This is a genomic window from Paenibacillus liaoningensis, assembly GCF_059609455.1.
In genome coordinates this window covers 212896-231075 of the sequence record NZ_JCAALU010000015.1, presented here as the reverse complement: position 1 = coordinate 231075, position 18180 = coordinate 212896, and the positions used below count along the sequence as shown (strand labels likewise).

General features: G+C 51.3%; 13 protein-coding genes. 4 read left to right on the top strand and 9 right to left on the bottom strand.

The features are described 5' to 3' along the window. Positions 1-373: 373 nt before the first annotated feature. A complete protein-coding gene (locus AC6B99_RS23755) occupies positions 374-670 on the top strand; it encodes a DUF6509 family protein (protein ID WP_099519187.1) in 297 nt (98 codons plus the stop codon). A gap of 67 nt (positions 671-737) precedes the next feature. Here the strand turns inward: AC6B99_RS23755 and AC6B99_RS23750 are convergent, their stop codons facing one another. The 7 genes from AC6B99_RS23750 to AC6B99_RS23720 form a co-directional block, all read right to left on the bottom strand. Continuing rightward, a complete protein-coding gene (locus AC6B99_RS23750) occupies positions 738-3674 on the bottom strand; it encodes an S-layer homology domain-containing protein (protein WP_496664378.1) in 2937 nt (978 codons plus the stop codon). A 1061-nt stretch (positions 3675-4735) separates the two neighbouring features. Beyond that, positions 4736-5005 (bottom strand): glutaredoxin family protein, encoded by a 270-nt coding sequence (locus tag AC6B99_RS23745; RefSeq protein WP_056041432.1) that lies wholly within the window; start codon positions 5003-5005, stop codon positions 4736-4738. A 23-nt stretch (positions 5006-5028) separates the two neighbouring features. After that, positions 5029-7059, bottom strand: a complete 2031-nt coding sequence (locus tag AC6B99_RS23740; protein ID WP_496664377.1) for an ABC transporter ATP-binding protein — start codon at positions 7057-7059, stop codon at positions 5029-5031. A 62-nt stretch (positions 7060-7121) separates the two neighbouring features. Further along, the gene (locus AC6B99_RS23735) at positions 7122-8018 is read right to left on the bottom strand and encodes an ABC transporter permease (RefSeq protein WP_056041427.1); all 897 of its coding nucleotides are present in this window, start codon (positions 8016-8018) and stop codon (positions 7122-7124) included. 28 nt (positions 8019-8046) lie between these two features. Continuing rightward, the gene (locus AC6B99_RS23730) at positions 8047-8973 is read right to left on the bottom strand and encodes an ABC transporter permease (protein WP_496664376.1); all 927 of its coding nucleotides are present in this window, start codon (positions 8971-8973) and stop codon (positions 8047-8049) included. A gap of 48 nt (positions 8974-9021) precedes the next feature. Continuing rightward, on the bottom strand, positions 9022-10704 hold the full coding sequence (locus AC6B99_RS23725) for an ABC transporter substrate-binding protein (protein ID WP_496664375.1): 1683 nt from the start codon (positions 10702-10704) through the stop codon (positions 9022-9024). 13 nt (positions 10705-10717) lie between these two features. After that, positions 10718-12055 (bottom strand): NtaA/DmoA family FMN-dependent monooxygenase, encoded by a 1338-nt coding sequence (locus AC6B99_RS23720; protein WP_494863013.1) that lies wholly within the window; start codon positions 12053-12055, stop codon positions 10718-10720. Between the two features lie 296 nt (positions 12056-12351). On the opposite strand from AC6B99_RS23720, the gene AC6B99_RS23715 reads away from it, so the two are divergent. From AC6B99_RS23715 to AC6B99_RS23705, 3 genes are read left to right on the top strand one after another with little or no spacing between them, the layout of a single operon-like run. Further along, positions 12352-12885, top strand: a complete 534-nt coding sequence (locus AC6B99_RS23715) for an ABC transporter substrate-binding protein (protein WP_496664374.1) — start codon at positions 12352-12354, stop codon at positions 12883-12885. Continuing rightward, complete coding sequence (locus AC6B99_RS23710; RefSeq protein WP_496664373.1) at positions 12867-13208, top strand: ABC transporter substrate-binding protein; 342 nt, start codon at positions 12867-12869, stop codon at positions 13206-13208. The genes AC6B99_RS23715 and AC6B99_RS23710 overlap by 19 nt, the downstream gene beginning before the upstream one ends. Next, positions 13186-14841, top strand: a complete 1656-nt coding sequence (locus AC6B99_RS23705) for a helix-turn-helix domain-containing protein (protein ID WP_056041420.1) — start codon at positions 13186-13188, stop codon at positions 14839-14841. Before AC6B99_RS23710 ends, AC6B99_RS23705 begins: the two co-directional genes overlap by 23 nt. A gap of 522 nt (positions 14842-15363) precedes the next feature. Here AC6B99_RS23705 and AC6B99_RS23700 read toward each other — a convergent pair. Together AC6B99_RS23700 and AC6B99_RS23695 are read right to left on the bottom strand one after the other, a co-directional pair. Next, the gene (locus AC6B99_RS23700; RefSeq protein WP_056041417.1) at positions 15364-17079 is read right to left on the bottom strand and encodes an ABC transporter ATP-binding protein; all 1716 of its coding nucleotides are present in this window, start codon (positions 17077-17079) and stop codon (positions 15364-15366) included. A gap of 219 nt (positions 17080-17298) precedes the next feature. Beyond that, positions 17299-18180 (bottom strand): ABC transporter permease subunit, encoded by an 882-nt coding sequence (locus tag AC6B99_RS23695; RefSeq protein ID WP_494863021.1) that lies wholly within the window; start codon positions 18178-18180, stop codon positions 17299-17301.

The following is an 18180-nucleotide window of genomic DNA, read 5'->3' as shown; positions in this document are numbered from 1 at the left end:
CCAGCATGTGTGATTACGTTTATATTAGGCTATTTGTGGCAGAGGAAGCAACAACCGAGCCAAGCAGCAACCGCGAATACCCAAATGACAAACTGTTATTCCAATAAATTGGAATACTTCTGTTTCAAATTTCGACAACGCGATTAATAATAACTACAAGCTTGTATATGATTATGCGAGGGGGTCCATGTGATGAAGCTCCGCCGTTATTTGGCACAACTTGTAATCGCTATCTCCGTCCTGCCGCCTAAAGGCGACAATACCGACAAAGCACATAAATCGAGCTAATAAATCCAGCTTATACATAGGAAAGCCTGCCTTCGCGAAGCAACTCTGCTATAATGGAGGGAAAACCACATCAAAGGATGATACGATGATAGAAATTTCCAGCTATAGCGTGCAATATATTAAAGACCCTTTCGGCATTTTAACCGGTAAACGCTACGAGTTTATTATCGATATTGAAGCAGCCGAGGACGATGATATTTATTCGCCTAAAGGGCTTTATGTACGTGCTGTATTTGCCAAGGATGGCGACCAAGCCAAAATTGCCAAGCACGAAATCATCGAGCGCGAGACGGAGCGCATTTTGGATTTTGAGCTGGAAGACGAGGAGGAGCAGCTTGTGCTTGCCTTCTGCCAGGAGCATTGGCACGAAGCAGACGAATAAAAGGCTGTTGAAAAATAGGGCTGGCCCGCAAGCATATACATCTGCTTGCGGGCCAGCCCTTCGTTTATTACTCTGTTTTTGCAGCCTGAGCTTGCGAGAATAGCGTATGGAGCCTGTAGATGACGACCGTCGCATCCGCACGGTTGGTCGGATCAATCGCGCCGAAGCTGCCGTCCGGCTTGCCTTTCATTAATCCCGCTTGTGCCACAAGCGCTACAGCGTCCTTCGCATAAGCAGCAATGGTCTGACTATCGGTGAACACAGGCACGCTGCCAGCAGGCAGTTCCGGCAGCGTCTGGCCTGTCGCTTTCCAGCCGCTGGCAAGCATTACCGCCATATCCTGCCGTGTAATCGGCTCGTTCGGCTCAAATAAGCTGCCTTCTCCGCCGCTTGCTTGCGCCAGAAGCGCTGTAATGCCCGCTTTCTCAGCTGCGGCAATATAAGGCGCATACCATGCGCTTGCAGCTACATCCGCAAAGCTTGACGTACCCTCTGGCACAAGTCCGAGCGTACCCACCAGCAGCTTGACGAACTCTGCTCTAGTTACCTGCGCACCCGGCTGGAACTCCGTATCATTTTTCCCTGTTATAACGCCCTTGCCATATAAAAAAGCAATCGCCTGCTGCGCTTCCGCATACACGCCGCTCAAATCGGTGAATTCATAGCTAATGCCATCCTTCAAATCGCCAACGACAATCCCCAGCCCATTCGTCGCCATATACACACGGCCGTAGACCCTTGGATCGCCTGTAATCGCCGTATTAGCGGAACCGAATTGATGCTGGTCATCATTGATGCGAACCCAGTTTTTGCCGAGATCCTTCGAGCGGAATATGCCATATGTGCCGCCGATCTTCGCATAGGAATAAAGCGTCATATTTGTTTTTCCCGGTGCCGCTTTGCCAAAACCAATCGTTGCCGCTTCCTCCACGCCTGCAACCTTCGCAAACGTCTTGCCTGCATCGGTCGAATGCCATAAGCCATAGGCGCTTTCGACTTTTTTGTTGTCTTTGGCTCCAGCGATCCAAATGTCGCCTTCTTTGCCTGGCATCGCCTTGAAGTTGCTTGTAATTACTTGCGGCAAGCCTGTCGCCTTCGATGCGGTGAACGTCGCTCCGCCATCCTTGCTGACGTAGAACACACCCGCGGCGAAGCCGTAGAAGAGCTTCGGATTTACCCGATCCGCCGATACGCGCGCCTTTTCCGGCAAGCCCTTCGAAGCCGTCCACGTTTTTCCTAAATCGGTGGAGTAGCTGACTGGCCGCGCTGTCTGTTCATCCGCGCTGCTCGGGCTCCATACGATTGCACTGCCGTCTGCGCTTACAGCAGCAAAGCCGCCGCTTGTTTTGTCCTCTTCCGCCGCTGTCCAGGCGTTCGCTGCCGGCGTCCACGTTTTGCCGTTATCTGTGGAAACGCCCATTCTTGCTGCTGTCCCTTCCGCATGTCCGACACGTACGACGATATCTGGCTTCAGCTCGGCAAAATCAATATCCGTGCTCGTACCGATATACGGGCTCGTGATCATCTCCGGCGCTTGGTCCAGGCTTTCATGGCGGAAGCCGCCAATATCGCCCATCGCGCTCAGCAATGGCGCCCCTGACGGCGGGCTGATGAGGCCAAGCACAGCTGTTTCTTCAATACCGTCTGCCATGACGGTAATATCGACCTTTTTGTCTTTATCAAAATCCGTTAAGTTGCTCGCGCCGAACAGCGTTGCGCCCGTGCCGTACATCATATTGTCCGAATTAAACGGATCAATTTCCAGATCGCCAATCATCCAGCCAAGCTTCGGCGCGATTTCGGGCAGCTCTTTTTTCTCGCCCCAGTCCAGCCAAGGGGAATCCGCATATTCAATCGTAAAACGATTTTCCCGGTTCGGATTTTTCGAGAAATCGAGCGTCCAGAAAGGCTCCCACGTCGCACCGCCATTTGTACTGCGGTAAATGACATCATCCGGCCACCACTTGTTCATCGTCGCTACCATTAGCGTATTCGGCTGCCGCGCATCTACAGCCAGTCCGCCATACGGATTGTCCGTATTTCCGGTAGGGCTAATATCGGTCCATGCGCCGGTTGCCGTATCCAGCTTCCACACGGCGCCTTTGCCGCCATCATAAGGGCCGACAAATTCATTGTATGTAACGTATAGATGGCCTTTGCCGTCCAGCACCCCATGATGCGGTACAAAACCTTGCTTCGGCTGCCCCGCTACTGCTTCCCATGTTTCCCCGCCGTCCGTGCTGCGGTATATGCTTTGCTCATTGTCAGCCACGCCGACATAAATCGTTTGCGACTTTTTGCCCTTCGAGCCCGTCGCTTGATCGAACGTAATCCAAGCCACGCCAACGATATCGTCAAAATAATCCTTTACGTTGCCGCTCGCTGTAAAGCTGTCCACTTTGCTCCAGGTTTCGCCGTAATCCGTACTGCGCCACAGACCATTGCCGCTGCGCGCCCCGAGATACAAAATTCGATTGTCATTCGGATCGATGACCAGCCGCTCGCCCATCGAGCGCCCCGGCATATTGCCGCCAAGCTTGAACGGGAGCACTGTCCGCTGCCAGCTGTTTCCTTTGTCCGTCGAGCGCAAAATCATGCCCGGCGTATCTGTCCAATCATTCGTGTACGTGCCTACCGCCGCATAAACCCGATTCGTCTCCACAGGGTCCGTCGCGATGCTTTCCACGCCCAGCATGCTCCATTCCTCGAAGCCTACAAAATCCAAGAGCTGAATCCAGCTTTGCGTCGCGGAATCGAAGCGATAAGCGCCGCCAATGTCCGTCCGCGCATAAATCAAATCCTTCTCGGAAGGATTATACACAATGCCGGGAACAAAGCCGCCACCCACGACCTTCGCCCTTCCCCAATCATAGGCGGGCTGCTGCCCCGCTGTTTTGCTGCTGTTTTTGTCTGCCGCTGGAGCTGGGGCCGCCGCTGCGCTTCCTACTAGCGAAGCCGTTAATGCCGCTGCTGTCAGCAGACTGCCAAATGTCCGAATAACCATTATAAATTCCACCCTTTCCATCATAAAGTTCCTGTTTCTGTAAGCGCAAACATTTGTGTGAATCGACATTTGCCTGCGCCAGCTTCGTTATCTAAACTATTTTACTCTATTTAAGGCTGGTATTTATACCCTTAAAAATGATTTTTATATCATGGAAAAATCAGGGGGAAGAAAATTGTAAGTTGAACCTTTTCGGCGGTCAGGTGCGATGGTCGCTGCTGCGAGAAAGATTCGGCTTCCGGCCGCTGTTGTTTTCCGATTTCTCGATTTTTTCCTCCATGAGGAAGAAATCAGAAAACAAAGGCGGACGCTCCGCTCCTCCAGCTCCAACCTTTCTCTCCGCCGCTACCCTGCACCTTCCCTCTCTCTCCGTTGAACTACAATAAAGAAAAAGGAAAAAACCATCCGTCAGTAACACAAACCTACTGACGGACAGTCTTTCCCTCTTAAACCTTCAAAAGGTTACGCTTTTGGAATCTAAATACTTTTCACCATAAGCCCTACTAAGCTACTAATTTAGAGTTTTTAGGGTGTATATGCAAACATAAGCAAGCCAGATCCAGATCGAATTTAGCGTCAAATGCATTCCCTCTCCTGCTGGGAATATCCGCCTCATGAATAGAATCATATGACCGAAAATATGTACCGGAAGGAAGTCTCATGTTTTTGTTTCAGTGGTTAACTCCCGCGTATAGCTAGACTTGGCGGACACAGCAGCCGCTATTTCAACAAAATCAAGGGTTAAGGCACAGGCTGCGGACTCAGGAGCCGCTAATGAGATGCTTTTAACCATTTTGACGGGTTTATGAGGACGATAGCGGTTTTCCTGTCCGCTTACGGCCAAAAATCAATTCAAAATCCAGAATAGCGGAAACTCAGTCCTCCAAAAAAAGGGAACACCAATAGCTGTATGCTCTTGGCAGCAATGGCATGCTCCGGTTTGCATATACACCCTAGAGCTATAAGTGCTTCTTCCCGTCTCTGCCCCTAGACCGTCAACTCAGGTGTAGCAAGGTACATCTGAGTTGACGAGCAGTGGGCTTCTCACGATTTCGAACCCCTTAGCCTGCTACGGGAGCAGGTGAGATTAGCGCTTTGATTTTTTCCAAATCCCAGTCCGTAACGGCGGTGTAGACGCCGTCGCTGCCGATTTCCACTACAGGAACGTGGCGGATGCCATATTTGGCTTCAAGGACGTCGCGCAAATAATCTTTGCCTTCAATATCGATATTTTCATAGGGCTGGTTGTTTTGCTCCAAAAATTGTTTCACTGTGCCACAATACTGGCAGCCTGTTTTGCTCCATACAATTACCTTTTTTGCTGCGGACATCGTTACAGCCTCCTTTATATATATTAACCTAATACATAGTGGCAAGCGGCATAATGCTCGCTGCCAATGAGCTGCAGTTCGGGCTCCGCCTCCCTGCAGCGCTCCGTTGCCATAGGGCAGCGCGTATGAAAGCGGCAGCCGGAAGGCGGATTGGCCGGAGAGGGGATTTCTCCTTCAATCGCGCGAAATGTTCGCGTTCGCCCGGGGCCGGGCTGAGGGATGGAAGCAATTAATCCTTGCGTATACGGATGCGCTGGGCGGAGGAACAGTTCCTCGCTGGGCGCAATTTCGACCAGCTTGCCCAAATACATGACGCCGATCCGGTCGGAAATATGTCTGACGATATTCAGCCCATGGGCGATAAACAAATAGGTCAGATTCATTTTTTGCTGCAAATGCTGCATGAGGTTGACGATCTGTGCCTGCACCGACACATCCAGCGCCGATACCGCTTCATCCGCAAGAATAAAGCTTGGATTAAGCGCGATGGCACGGGCAATGCCAATACGCTGGCGCTGCCCGCCGGAAAATTCATGCGGATAGCGGCTGTACCAGTCTGCCTTCAGCCCGACAAGCTCCATGAGCTCCTCTACGCGCGCTTTTCTTTCCTTGCTGCCAGCATGGTCATGGACGCGCAGCGGCTCGCCGATAATGTCGCCGATACGCCAGCGCGGATTAACCGAGCCATACGGATCCTGAAAAACAATTTGCATATCGCGCCGCGCCTGCCGCAGCTCCGAGCTGCTTTGCCCGGTCAGCTCCCTGCCCTGAAACTTAACGCTGCCAGCCGTCGCCTGCTCTAATTGCAAAATGACCCGCCCAAGCGTCGATTTGCCGCTGCCAGACTCCCCGACGAGGCCAAAGGTTTCCCCTTTTCTAATGGAAAACGAAACATTGTCCACCGCTCTGACCTGCGGGCCTGAACGATGCAGCAAGCCTCTCTGGATCGGATAAAATTTGCTTAGCCCGCTTACCTCGAACAGATTTTCGCCTTGCCGGCCAGCTTCTTGGAGAGCCACAATCGGTGACTCAGCGCTTGTTGCATTTGTTAGCTCAGCACTAGCCGTCCACTCCTCGGATTGAACGAGCTGCTCGGCATGCCAGCATGCGCTCAGCCGTTCGCCTATCGCAAGCAGCGGCGGGCTTTCGCTGCGGCATCTATCCGCCCTATAGGAGCAGCGCGGGTGAAAACGGCAGCCGGATGGCAGCTCCGACAAGCTCGGGATAGAACCCTCGATGGAATGAAGCTTGACGCTGCGGTCGCTGTCCATCGTCGTAATCGATTGCAGCAGCCCTCTCGTATACGGATGATGCGGCTGCCCGAACAGCTCGGCTGCGGTCGCTTGCTCGACAACCTGCCCGGCATACATGACGATAATGCGATCCGCCATCTCGGCGGCAATGCCCATATCATGCGTGACTAGCAAAATCCCCATATTAAATTCTTCTTTAAGCTCTTGCAGCAAATGTAGAATTTGCGCCTGAATCGTCACATCCAGAGCCGTCGTTGGCTCATCCGCAATCAGCAGCTCTGGCCCGCAAGCGAGCGCCATTGCGATCATAGCCCGCTGCAGCATGCCTCCCGACAGCTCGCCCGGATACTGCTTCATCCGCGCCTCCGGCTCAGGAATGCCGACCCGGCGCAGCAAATGGACAGCCCGTTCCCACGCCTCGCGCTTTTTGCCACGCTGATGGCGCTCGATAACTTCCGTAATTTGGCTCCCAATTGTAAAAATCGGATCAAACGCCGCCATCGGCTCTTGAAAAACCATCGCCATCCGCTTGCCCCGCAGCGCGCGCAGCTCCTTCTCCGGCATCGCGACGAGATCCGCATCTCCCAGCCGCATGCTGCCTCCGGCAATAACGCCGTTCTCATAGTCGATCAGGCGCATAATGGCTTTGGACGTAATCGTTTTGCCGCTGCCGGATTCGCCAACGAGACATACCGTTTCTCCAGGCGCAATATGAAGTGAAACGTCTGTAATGGCTCTAAGCAAGCCCCGTTTCGTCTTAAAATCAACCGTCAGATGCTCCATCGTGAGCAATTGGCTCATTTACGCTGCCTCCTTCCGCCTTCCTTCTATCAAGCCCGGCGTCTATGCTGTCTTATACTGTCTTATGCTCTGCTTTGCTTAGGATCTAATTGATCGCGAACCTTGTCACCCAATATGTTGATGGAGAGAACAAACAGCGTGATGGCAAGGCCTGGGAAGGTGCAAATCCACCAGGCTACGGTCAAATAGCCGCGGCCCTGAGAGAGCAGCGCTCCCCAGTCTGGAATTTCTTTTATCGTGCCAAGTCCTAGAAAGTTAAGGCCTGCTCCGGTCAAAATCGCCGTGCCAATGCCGATTGCCGCCATGACAAACATCGGCGATAAAGAATTCGGCAGCACATGCCTTACAAAGATCGATAGGCTGGACGTTCCAATTGAGCGGGAGGCGGTAATGAAGGGTCGGCCTTTAATGCTCATGATTTGCCCGCGCATCACACGCGCGTAACCGGGTATCGATGCCGCCGCAACAGCCAGCACGACATTCATCAGGCTTGGCCCCAGCGCCGCTGCAATCGCAAGCGCCAGCAGCACGCCCGGAATCGTCATCAGCACGTCGATCAGCCGCATAAATACAGCATCGACTACGCCGCCAATGTATCCCGCTATCGCTCCAATCGCTCCGCCCGTCACACAACCGACAAGCACCGATACGAAACCGATCAACAAGGAATCCCGGCTGCCATGCACGACAACGCTGAATACGTCACGGCCAAAATAATCCGTCCCGAACACATGCTGAAGGCTTGGCGGCTGCATAATTTGCTCCGTATCCATCAACGTAGGCGAATAAGGAGCAATCAAGCTCGGAAATAAAGCACAGCTGATAATAAACAACACGATAACGGCTGCGGCATAAATCAGCAGATCCGCAGGCGCCAGCCTTATTTTTTTGCGGGATTTCGCAGCACCTTCTGTCCTGCTCCCTTGCCATATCTGTTTGCCAATGACGGCTTGCTTCATATGAATCTTTTGCCCCTTTCTACCTGCGCTACTGGGTACGCCTTACGCGCGGATCGATCAACGTATAGGAAATGTCCACAAGCAAATTCACAACAATATACACGATCGCCGAGAAAAAAATAACGCCCTGCACGACTGGCAAATCCTTTGCCATAATCGCGTCAGCAATAATTCGCCCAATGCCTTGGCGTGAGAATACCGTTTCAATAACGACCGTTCCGGCCATCAAATCGCCAATAATAACGCCAACCATCGTCAATGCCGGAATTAGCGCATTTCGCAGCGCATGCTTATACATGATGAACCGCCCTGGCAGCCCCTTCGCCCGCAGCGTGACGATAAACGGCTCATTAATGACCTCAAGCATGCTATTGCGAACCATCCGCACGATAAAGCCTGAGCCAACGAAGCCCAGCGTAATGGCGGGCAGCACCAGCGTGCTGAAGCCATCCGAGCCCATAGCCGGAAACCAGCCCAGCTGCACCGAAAAAATCAGAATAAGCAAAATGCCCGACCAAAATGTCGGCATCGAAATGCCGAACAAACCAACCATTCGCGCGACGATGTCAATCCAGCGATTGCGATGAATGGCCGACAGCACGCCTAGCGTGACGCCGATGATGACCGCAAGAAGCGAGCTTAACGCCGTCAAAGCGAGCGTGGCGGGAAAGTGCTCGACGATCTTCGGCAGTACCGGCTCCGAATTAACGATTGATTTTCCAAAATCGCCCTGCAGCACATGCAGAAAATATTCGCCAAGCCGCTCAAAGAACGGCTGGTTTAGCCCAAGCTGCTCCCGCAGGTTAGCAATCATCTCCGGTGTGGCCGAAGACGGATCAAGAATAAGGAGCGCAGGGTCGCCGGGCAGCACATTGACGATACAAAAGACGAGCACCATCGTGCCGACCAGCACCAGCAAGGACGTATAAAGCCGAACGCTTACCGCTTTTAACATACTCCATCTCCGCTCCTTTCCCACTTTTATTGTCAAATTACGATATGATTACTTGGTTATATACACATCATTAAAGATCGGATAGCCCAGCGAGTCAAAAGCTAATCCTTGCACCTTTTTCGAGGCGGCTACTGTATAAGGGAACACATAAATCGGAATAATGACGGCCTTATTAATAATAAGCTGCTGTGCTTCCTTATAGATTGCTTCACGTTTCGTCTGGTCCTTCTCGATTGCGCCATCCTCAAGCAGCTTATCCAGCTCAGGATCGGCTAAATTCGGCAAGTTTTGACGGGACCCCGGCGCTGTTGTGTGATAGATGGAATAAAGCGCGTTAGGATCAGAATTGACCTGGCTGTTGCCATAAAGATCATAGTTATTGTTTCCATAAACGACGGTTGCGACATCCTTTGTAATTTCCACGTCTACCTGTATGCCCAGCGACTTAAGCTGCTGCTGCACGATAGCGGCAATATCATTGCGCTTCTCGCGGTTCGGCGAGCCATCGACATAATGGAGCGTCAGCTTCTTGCCGTCTTTTTCCCTGATGCCATCGGCCCCTGCTTTCCAGCCCAGCTCGTCAAGCAGCTGCTTCGCTTTCTCGATGTCCGGCTTGATGCCGCCTTCCAGCGAAGCGTCATAGCCGAAAATGCCCGGAGAAAGCGGCGACCACGCCTGCTCATACGTTCCGAGATACAGCGTTTTGACAATTGCCTCGACATTGATGCCCAGTTGCAGCGCCTGCCTAGCCTTCAGCTCATTCCATGGCGCCTTGCTATGATTGATGAACAGCGTATACGGCAGGCCAACGGTATTGGCTTGGTATAGCTGGCTGTTCGCATCATTTTTCAAGGAAAGAATATTTTGCGGGGGTACCGTCTCAGCGGCAAGCACCTGCCCGCTCTGTACGCTTCCGATCCGCGTAGCCTCCTCAGGCACAATTTTGAAAATGATTTTATCCAAATTCGGCGCGCCCTGCTGGCTGACCGTTTCCGGCGCCCAGTTGTAATCGGGGTTTTTCTCTACGACGATTTCCGAATTTTCATCCCATTTTACAAACTTGAAGGGTCCTGTTCCGACGGGGTGCTTAGTGAATTGATCGCCGTCCTTCTTCGCCGCCGTCGGCGACACAATGCTGAGCAGCGCTTGGCTTACATTTCCCAAGAACGCCTGCGACGGCTCGGATAAGTTCAATTTGACCGTAAACTCGTCAATAACCTCCGAGGATTCATAGGGCCTAACGAGTGCTAAAGCATTCGCCGCTTTTGTCTCCGGGTCAATGATCCGGTCAAAGCTATATTTCACCGCTTCAGCGTTGAAAGGTGTGCCGTCCTGAAACTTTACATCCTGGCGAAGCTTGAACGTATATGCTTTGCCATCCTCCGACACCGACCATTCCGTTGCCAGCCAAGGCTTGATTTCTCCGCCTGGAAGCTGGACGACCATCGTGTCGTAAAGTGTACGGATGACCCTGACCGCAACGGCAAGGCCGCTGCGATGCGGATCAAGCTGATCGGGAGAGGTCGCAAGGGCATAGCTCAGTTCGCCGCCTAAAGCAGGCGTGCTGCTCTGCTCCGCCGAAGCTGCTGGCGCCTCGCCAGTACTGCTTCCGCCAGTCGCCGCGCTGTTCTTGCCCGTCCCCCCGCTGCAGCCTGCCAGTACGAGGGTAACCGCTAGCGCGACGCTTGCCATTTTCATCCAAACGACTCGTTTGTTTAATGCTGCGCTCATATCTCTCATCCTCCTAAACGGTCGTCACCTTGGTTTTGGCATAACGGTTTTCCGGCACAGGTACGCCGAGATGTCCGCGCAGCGTGTCATGCTCATATTCCTCGCGGAACAGTCCGCGCTCCTGCAAAATCGGCACAACCTGGTCAACGAACTCCGTCAGACCTGTCGGGATAGATGATCCGACAATAAAGCCGTCTACCGCGCCCTGCTCAAACCATTGCTGGATTTGATCCGCAACTTTAACGGGAGTGCCAATGAACGTCGGCCGCGGCGTCGTTTCTTGAAGCGCCACTTGGCGAAGCGTCAAGCCGCCTTCCTTCGCCTGCCGCTTAATGCGGTCCGTCGTGCTGCGGAAGCTATTTTGACCAATGTCACCAAGCTCAGGGAACGGCTCATCAAGCGGGTATTGCGAAAAGTCATGGTGGTCGAAATACCGTCCCAAATAATCAAGCGCCTTCTCAATATTTACAAGCTGCGCCAGCTCCTGATATTTGCGTTCTGCTTCTTCATCCGTCGCACCAATGATTGGCGCAATGCCTGGCAAAATGGCGACATCCTCCGAAGAGCGACCATGCGCAGCTGCACGGGCTTTCACATCATCATAAAACTGCTTGCCCTGCTCGATGGATTCAAAATGGGCAAATACCGCATCCGCTACTTTGGAAGCGAAGTTCTTGCCATCCTCCGACGAGCCTGCTTGAAAAATAACCGGATGGCCCTGCTTCGATCTCGAAATGTTCAGCGGTCCCTGTACCGAGAAAAACTCGCCTTTATGATTCAAGGTGTGCAGCTTCTCCGGGTCAAAAAACTGGCCGCTTTCTTTATCGCGAACAAACGCGTCATCCTCCCACGAATCCCACAGCCCCCGGGTGACGTCCAAATATTCATTCGCAATCCGGTAACGGGTCGGATGGTCGGGATGCTCGGTCTTGCCGAAGTTTTTCGCTGAGCCTTCAAGCGGCGAAGTGACGATGTTCCAGCCTGCACGGCCGCCGCTAATATGATCAAGCGAGCCAAATTGTCTCGCAACGGTGAAAGGCTCGCTATAAGACGTCGACAGCGTGCCGACTAAGCCAATCTTCGATGTAACCGCACCAAGTGCTGATAAAACCGTCAACGGCTCAAAGCGGTTTAAAAAATGGGGAATTGATTTTTCATTAATATATAAGCCATCGGCAATAAATACAAAATCAAACTTGCCAGCTTCCGCCTTCTGCGCCTGCTGCTTGTAAAATTCAAAATTAACACTGGCATCAGGCTGTGCGTCGGGGTGTCTCCATCCGGCAATGTTGCCGCCTACTCCGTGCAAAATGGCGCCTAGCTTCAATTGTCTCTTTTTAGTTGTTGTCAAGATTGTTCCCTCCTGTTGGTTGTTTGCTTTTAATTTTATTATTCCTAGTGGTTTTGTCGTATTTAATAATGATTGAAACGAGTTTACCATCGATTGCCGAATAAAAGCCAATAGAGCTTTTCTATTTTGGCATTAAAAAAATCGATGATCCCCTATTAAGAGGAAGCGGCGCTTGATTTTGTCCCAAGCATTAACTGCTGTTTGTCCATTGAACGTATTTGCAGCCTCCATTATGATAAATGATGTTCGATAATGATTATCATTGTCTAAAGATAAAATAAAATGGGGGTACCAAATTGAAAACAACTAGAAATGTTGTCACGACTGCCGCAAGTCTTGCTCTTATGATGGGAATGCTATTGTCCGCATGTGGAGCAAATAACTCTATTGCCGAAAGCCCTGCCGCAAGCTCAGCCGCATCCGCTCAGCCAAGTGCAGAAGCAACCACAGATGCTGCGCCACAAGCACGCACATACACGGACTCGAAGGGCCATACGGTAGAAATTCCGGCAGAAGCGAAGCGCATTATATATACAGGGAGCGATGTTGGCGACATGCTGGCGCTCGGCGTAACGCCTATTGGCGCAGCACTGGGCATTATTAAAGAACAAGTCGCATTTCCCGAGCTGCTGGATGGCATAAAGGATATTGGAGATTTGCTTGGCGATGCCGAAAAAATAACGGCGCTTGATCCCGATTTGATTTTGCTTGATAGCGGCGGTACTTATTATGAAGAAGGTGCTTTCGACACCTTGTCCAAAATCGCGCCAACGGTCACTTATGATCGTCTCGAACGAATGAGCGCCTCCGCATGCTTGGCGATATTGTAGGCAAGCAGCAGGAGGCTGAGGAGTGGATTGCTTCCTATGAGGCAAAAGTTAAAGAGGCTGTGGCCAAGCTTAACGTCCAAACGGGAGAAAGCGCATCTGTCTTCCTTTTGCTTGGCAAGGAATTCTATGTCATGGGCGATAAAAGCTTCGCAGCTACGCTGTACCATACACTTGGCTATACACCAGCCCCAGAAATACAGAAAAATCTGATTGACGCAAATGAACGATTCGCTAACATATCGAATGAACTGCTGCCTGATTTTGCCGGCGATTGGCTATTCGTCCTGACGGATGAAGACGATGCGGCGCGCTCTGCCACTTGAATCTTTATTTTTCTCTTTTAAGGCGGCCACTCCGCTGCTGGGCAACAATCCAGCAGCATTAATAGATGAAGATACGCTCTCCCATCACACACTGTTTGCTATTACAGCAGGCGATGCTTTAGGACAAATGGAGGGAAGAACGCCCATACAGGTTCGCCAAGGCGATTGCCTGCTGCTGCCCTCCGGGGAGATGCTGCGTTTCGCGGCTAAATCAGAGAGCAGCTTCCAGTGCATCCGAATAACCTTCGACCTTTATAAAATCGGACAAGCCTGCCCCGAAGCAAGCCTTGGTGATCGCTTTCCCTATTTTGTGCCGATTGCGATTCGGCCTCTTTCGCTGATGCTTGACGCTTTGGAGCAGCTATCGCTTATCGGACAAAACGCCCTCCCGCTCGCTCGCTTCAAGCAGCAAGTTAAACTGCAGGAGCTTTTTGCTGTACTGCTGGAGCAGCACGAGCGCAACAATCAGGAGGACAGCGCTGTCGCTGCGGTTGAATCGACGGTAGCTTATATGCAGGAGCATTATCGCGAGCCGATTACGGTCGAGAAGCTGCTTCAAATCTCCGGCGTAGGCCGCTGGAAGTTCAGCACCTTGTTCCAGATGCTCACCGGACACAAGCCGCTCGACTATTTAACCGAGCTGCGAATGAACCGGGCCAAGGAGCTGCTGCTGCTTCGCCAGCAGGAACCGCTCCGTGAAATCGCCCACAGCGTCGGCTTTCAGGATGAATATTATTTTAACCGCCGTTTCCGGAAGCAGATTGGGCTGTCTCCTAGACAATACGCAAGAAGAATCACGGATGCCGCCGCCTCTGCTGACTGGGCAGGCCGCGAAGTCAAGCTGCCGCTGCAATCGACACGCATTGTTGCAATAGGCTATTCGCTTGGCGACATGCTGACGCTGGGCATCAAGCCGATCGGAGCGGATTTGTCGCTTATCGGCAAACAGGTCGTTTTCCGAGGCGAGCTCCAGCATATTGCGGATATTGGCAGCAAGGGCGATACGGCTATTATTGCTGAGCTTGAGCCTGAGCTGATTCTCCATTGCAATCTCCAGCATGAGTCTCCAGAAGCACTAGCGAGCATCGCCCCAACTTTGTTTATTGAAAAAAATGCCTCCACTTATGTACGGCTTCGGCAAGTCGCCGACATTTTAGGTAGAACCGAGCAGGCAGAGCGCTGGATTTCCGGCTTCGAATCCCGTATGGACGCGATGTGGCAAGCTGTACGCCCGGATTTGCTGCCCTGTGAAACGGCATCCATCTTCGTTGTTGTCAGAGGCGATTTGTATTTGATGGGCAATCACGGTATGGCGCTGTCCATTTACCATCCGCATGGTTTTGAGAAGCCTGACAAAGTCCAGCAGCTGTTTCACGCCAACGTCCCCTTCATGAAAATCGATGCTGCACAGCTGGAGGAATGTTCAGGCTCGCGGATTTTTCTGCTGAGCACAGATGATGCTTTATCCAGAGAAACGATCCGCCACATCATAATGAGCAAAAGCTGGCAGCAGTTGCCTGCTGTACGCAGCGGCCGCTTTCACATGGCAGATGCGATGTGGAACTTCGATGATCCATTAACGCGCGATCGGCTGCTGAGTGTGCTGCCCAACCTTTTGCGCCAAAGCTCCTGAGCCGAAATTTCACAGCCTGTTAGGGAGTGTATTTGTGTTCACACGCAAGAACCTACGTACCACTAGCCAGCTTTATGTACTTCGTTTCAGGGGTTACTCCCTGCACAAAACTAGTCTTGGTGGACACAGCAGCCGCTATTATAGCAGGAACATGAGTTATGCCACTGGCTCCGGACTCAGGAGCCGCTAATGCGCTGACAATCACCACTTTGACGGGATTAGGAGGACAATAACGGCTTTCCTGTCCGCGCACGGCTAGAAATCGGGTCAAAAGCCAGATTAGCGGAACCTCAGTCCTCAAAAAAAGAAGGAGCGTCCCGGGCTGCGTGATCTCAGCCATCATCACAAGCTGCGGTTTCTCAACCTTGATATGAATGGCAAAAGGCTCAGCATGAGATTAATTCCCTCATACTGAGCCTTTTTTCCATCCACTTACGCTGTTAGTGTCTAGTTAGCGTTTTCTTTAGTAGTATCAAGTTAGTGGTGCCTATTAAGTGCCTAGTTAGTGCTTAGTAGCCTCTACTAGGCGCCGAACTGCGCTTTATGCAGGCGGTTATATACACCTTTAATCGCCAGCAGCTCATCATGGCTGCCCTGCTCTTTAATGCCTTCCTCCGTAACGACCACGATGCGGTCAGCGTTCTTGATCGTCGCCAGGCGATGCGCAATGACGAGCGTCGTGCGCCCTTTGGACAGCTCAGCCAGCGCCTGCTGAATCGCTGCTTCCGTAGCCGTATCAAGCGCCGAGGTCGCTTCATCAAGAATAAGGATCGGCGGATTTTTCAGGAACATGCGGGCAATGGAAAGACGCTGCTTCTGTCCGCCAGACAATTTGACGCCGCGTTCGCCGATAAGCGTATCAAGGCCTTGGCCCTGCGAAAGAATAAGCTCCTCCAGCTGCGCTCTGCGAGCCGCCTCCCAAATTTCTTCCTCGGTAGCATTCAGCTTGCCGTAAGCAATATTTTCACGAATCGTGCCATCAAACAAGAACACATCCTGCTGGACGATACCGATTTGGCCGCGCAGCGAATCGAGCTTAATTTTCCGAATATCGAGGCCATCAATCTCAATCGCCCCGCCCGTCACCTCATAGAAGCGCGGCAGCAGGCTGCATATCGTGGTTTTGCCGGCTCCCGATGGTCCAACAAGAGCTACCGTCTCTCCTGTTTTCACAGTCAAATCAATATGATTCAAAATCGATTTGCCTTCCTCATAACCGAAGGAAACATCGCGGAATGTGATTTCTCCTTCTAGGCGGCTAATCGCCTTCGCATCCGGCGCATCCTCAATATCCGGCTCCGTCTCGAGCAGCTCCAAATAACGCTTGAAGCCGGCAATTCCCTTCGGATACGTCTCAATAACCGAGTTGATTTTTTCAATTGGACCGAGAAACACATTGGAAAGCAGGACAAATGCCATAAATTCCCCGAACGTCATTTGACCTTGAATGACGAACCATGTACCGCAGGCGAGTACAAACAAGGAAACGAATTTCATCAGTATGTAGCTGATCGATGAGTTCCAAGCCATAACGCGGTAAGCGACCAGCTTCGTTTGAAGAAAACGGCCATTGTTCACTTCAAATTGCTCCACTTCATGCTTCTCGTTGGAGAACGCTTGAACGACGCGAATGCCGCTAACTGTATTTTCAACGCGGGCATTATAGTCAGCAATATCGGAAAACATCCGATGGAACGCCTTGGACATTTTGCGGCTGAAATACAGCGACAGGTAGACCATCAGCGGAATAATAATAAACGTCAGCACCGCCAGCTGCCAGTTAATGGTCAGCATGAGCCCGAATGCGCCCAGCAGCGTCATAACGGCGATAAACATGTCCTCCGGCCCATGATGGGCAATTTCCCCGATATCCATCAAGTCATTAGTCATCCGCGATACAAGATGCCCCGTCTTATTATTGTCGAAGAAACGGAATGATAGCTTCTGAATGTGGTTGAACAGTCTGCTGCGCATATCCGACTCAATCTGAATGCCCAGCTTATGACCCCAATACGTCACGACATAATGGAGAAACGCACTTACAATATAAATGCCAATCAAGCCTACACAGGCCCATAAAATCCATTTCCAATTGCCCGAAGGCAGCAGATCATCCACGACCCGGTTCAAGGCGAGCGGGAACACCAGCTCCAGCAAGGCTGCAAAAACCGCGCAGGAGAAGTCCAGTATGAACAACCCTTTATAAGGTCGGTAATATTCAAAAAAACGGCGAAGCATGTCATCATTCCTCTTCTGTCATAATGGCAAGACTAATTGGAAAATAATCCAATGCTGATAATGATTATAATTATCAGCATTCCCAGTTTATCGCAGCCCACTTTTTAAAGCAATGGACAAAATGGAGATTACCAAAAAAATAATACATCCCCTTTTACAATATTTAAAAAACAAAAAAAGACCTACATGAAGAGTTAGGTCTTAGAATTAATTAATCGCTTACCCTTTAACCGAACCTGCCGCAATCCCTTCAACAATACGATTGCTAAGGAACAGAAACGTGATCAAAATCGGAAGAATGCTAATCATGAGAGTGGCTCCAATGGCCCCCCAATCCGTCGTATACTGACCGATAAAATTTTGCACGCCGACAGTCAACGTTTTATAAGAATCAGAGCTAATAAACGTGTTAACAAAAATAAATTCATTCCAGTTATAAATCATGTTGATGATCGCCGTTGTAGCAAGCACGGAGCTTGTCATCGGGAATACAATCCGGAAGAACATCCGGTTGACCGAGCAGCCGTCAATGATAGCGGCTTCCTCCACCTCGCGCGGCAGCGCATAGTAGAACCCCAGCAGAATCATGATCGTTATCGGCATGTTAAAAGCAACATAAGATAAAATCAGAGACAGGGGATGGTCCGTTAGCCCCGCTTTATTAAACAGGCTGAACAGCGGAATTAGCGTGGAATGAACCGGAATCATCATGGCCACCATGAATAGGCCCAGGACAAGCGAGCTGCCCTTCCACTTCATTCTTGTGACGGCATAAGTGACTAAACTGCCCAGCATCACAGTGATAACCGTAGCTGAAACGGTGATCCAGACGCTGTTAAAAAAATAAACATCAATGTTCCCGGCGCTCCAAACCTTCTCATAGTTCTCCCATCGAGGATTCATCGGCAGTGACAAGGGCGGTAGATTGAATACCTCCTGATTGTTTTTAAGAGAGAAAAACAACAGCCAAACAAGAGGAAATAGCTGCAGCGCAGCTACCATAATCAAAACAGCATATAAAACGCTATACCCCAGCTTGATGCCGATCCCCGGTTTTAATTCCGGCAGCTCATTCCGAATTTTTATATTCCTAGTAACCAT

Coding starts and splice junctions, on each gene's coding strand:
- AC6B99_RS23755 (WP_099519187.1), top strand. CDS start 374: ATGATAGAAATTTCCAGCTATAGCGTGCAATATATTAAAGACCCTTTC.
- AC6B99_RS23750 (WP_496664378.1), bottom strand. CDS start 3,674: ATGGTTATTCGGACATTTGGCAGTCTGCTGACAGCAGCGGCATTAACG.
- AC6B99_RS23745 (WP_056041432.1), bottom strand. CDS start 5,005: ATGTCCGCAGCAAAAAAGGTAATTGTATGGAGCAAAACAGGCTGCCAG.
- AC6B99_RS23740 (WP_496664377.1), bottom strand. CDS start 7,059: ATGAGCCAATTGCTCACGATGGAGCATCTGACGGTTGATTTTAAGACG.
- AC6B99_RS23735 (WP_056041427.1), bottom strand. CDS start 8,018: ATGAAGCAAGCCGTCATTGGCAAACAGATATGGCAAGGGAGCAGGACA.
- AC6B99_RS23730 (WP_496664376.1), bottom strand. CDS start 8,973: ATGTTAAAAGCGGTAAGCGTTCGGCTTTATACGTCCTTGCTGGTGCTG.
- AC6B99_RS23725 (WP_496664375.1), bottom strand. CDS start 10,704: ATGAGCGCAGCATTAAACAAACGAGTCGTTTGGATGAAAATGGCAAGC.
- AC6B99_RS23710 (WP_496664373.1), top strand. CDS start 12,867: ATGCTTGGCGATATTGTAGGCAAGCAGCAGGAGGCTGAGGAGTGGATT.
- AC6B99_RS23705 (WP_056041420.1), top strand. CDS start 13,186: ATGCGGCGCGCTCTGCCACTTGAATCTTTATTTTTCTCTTTTAAGGCG.
- AC6B99_RS23700 (WP_056041417.1), bottom strand. CDS start 17,079: ATGCTTCGCCGTTTTTTTGAATATTACCGACCTTATAAAGGGTTGTTC.
- AC6B99_RS23695 (WP_494863021.1), bottom strand. CDS start 18,180: ATGGTTACTAGGAATATAAAAATTCGGAATGAGCTGCCGGAATTAAAA.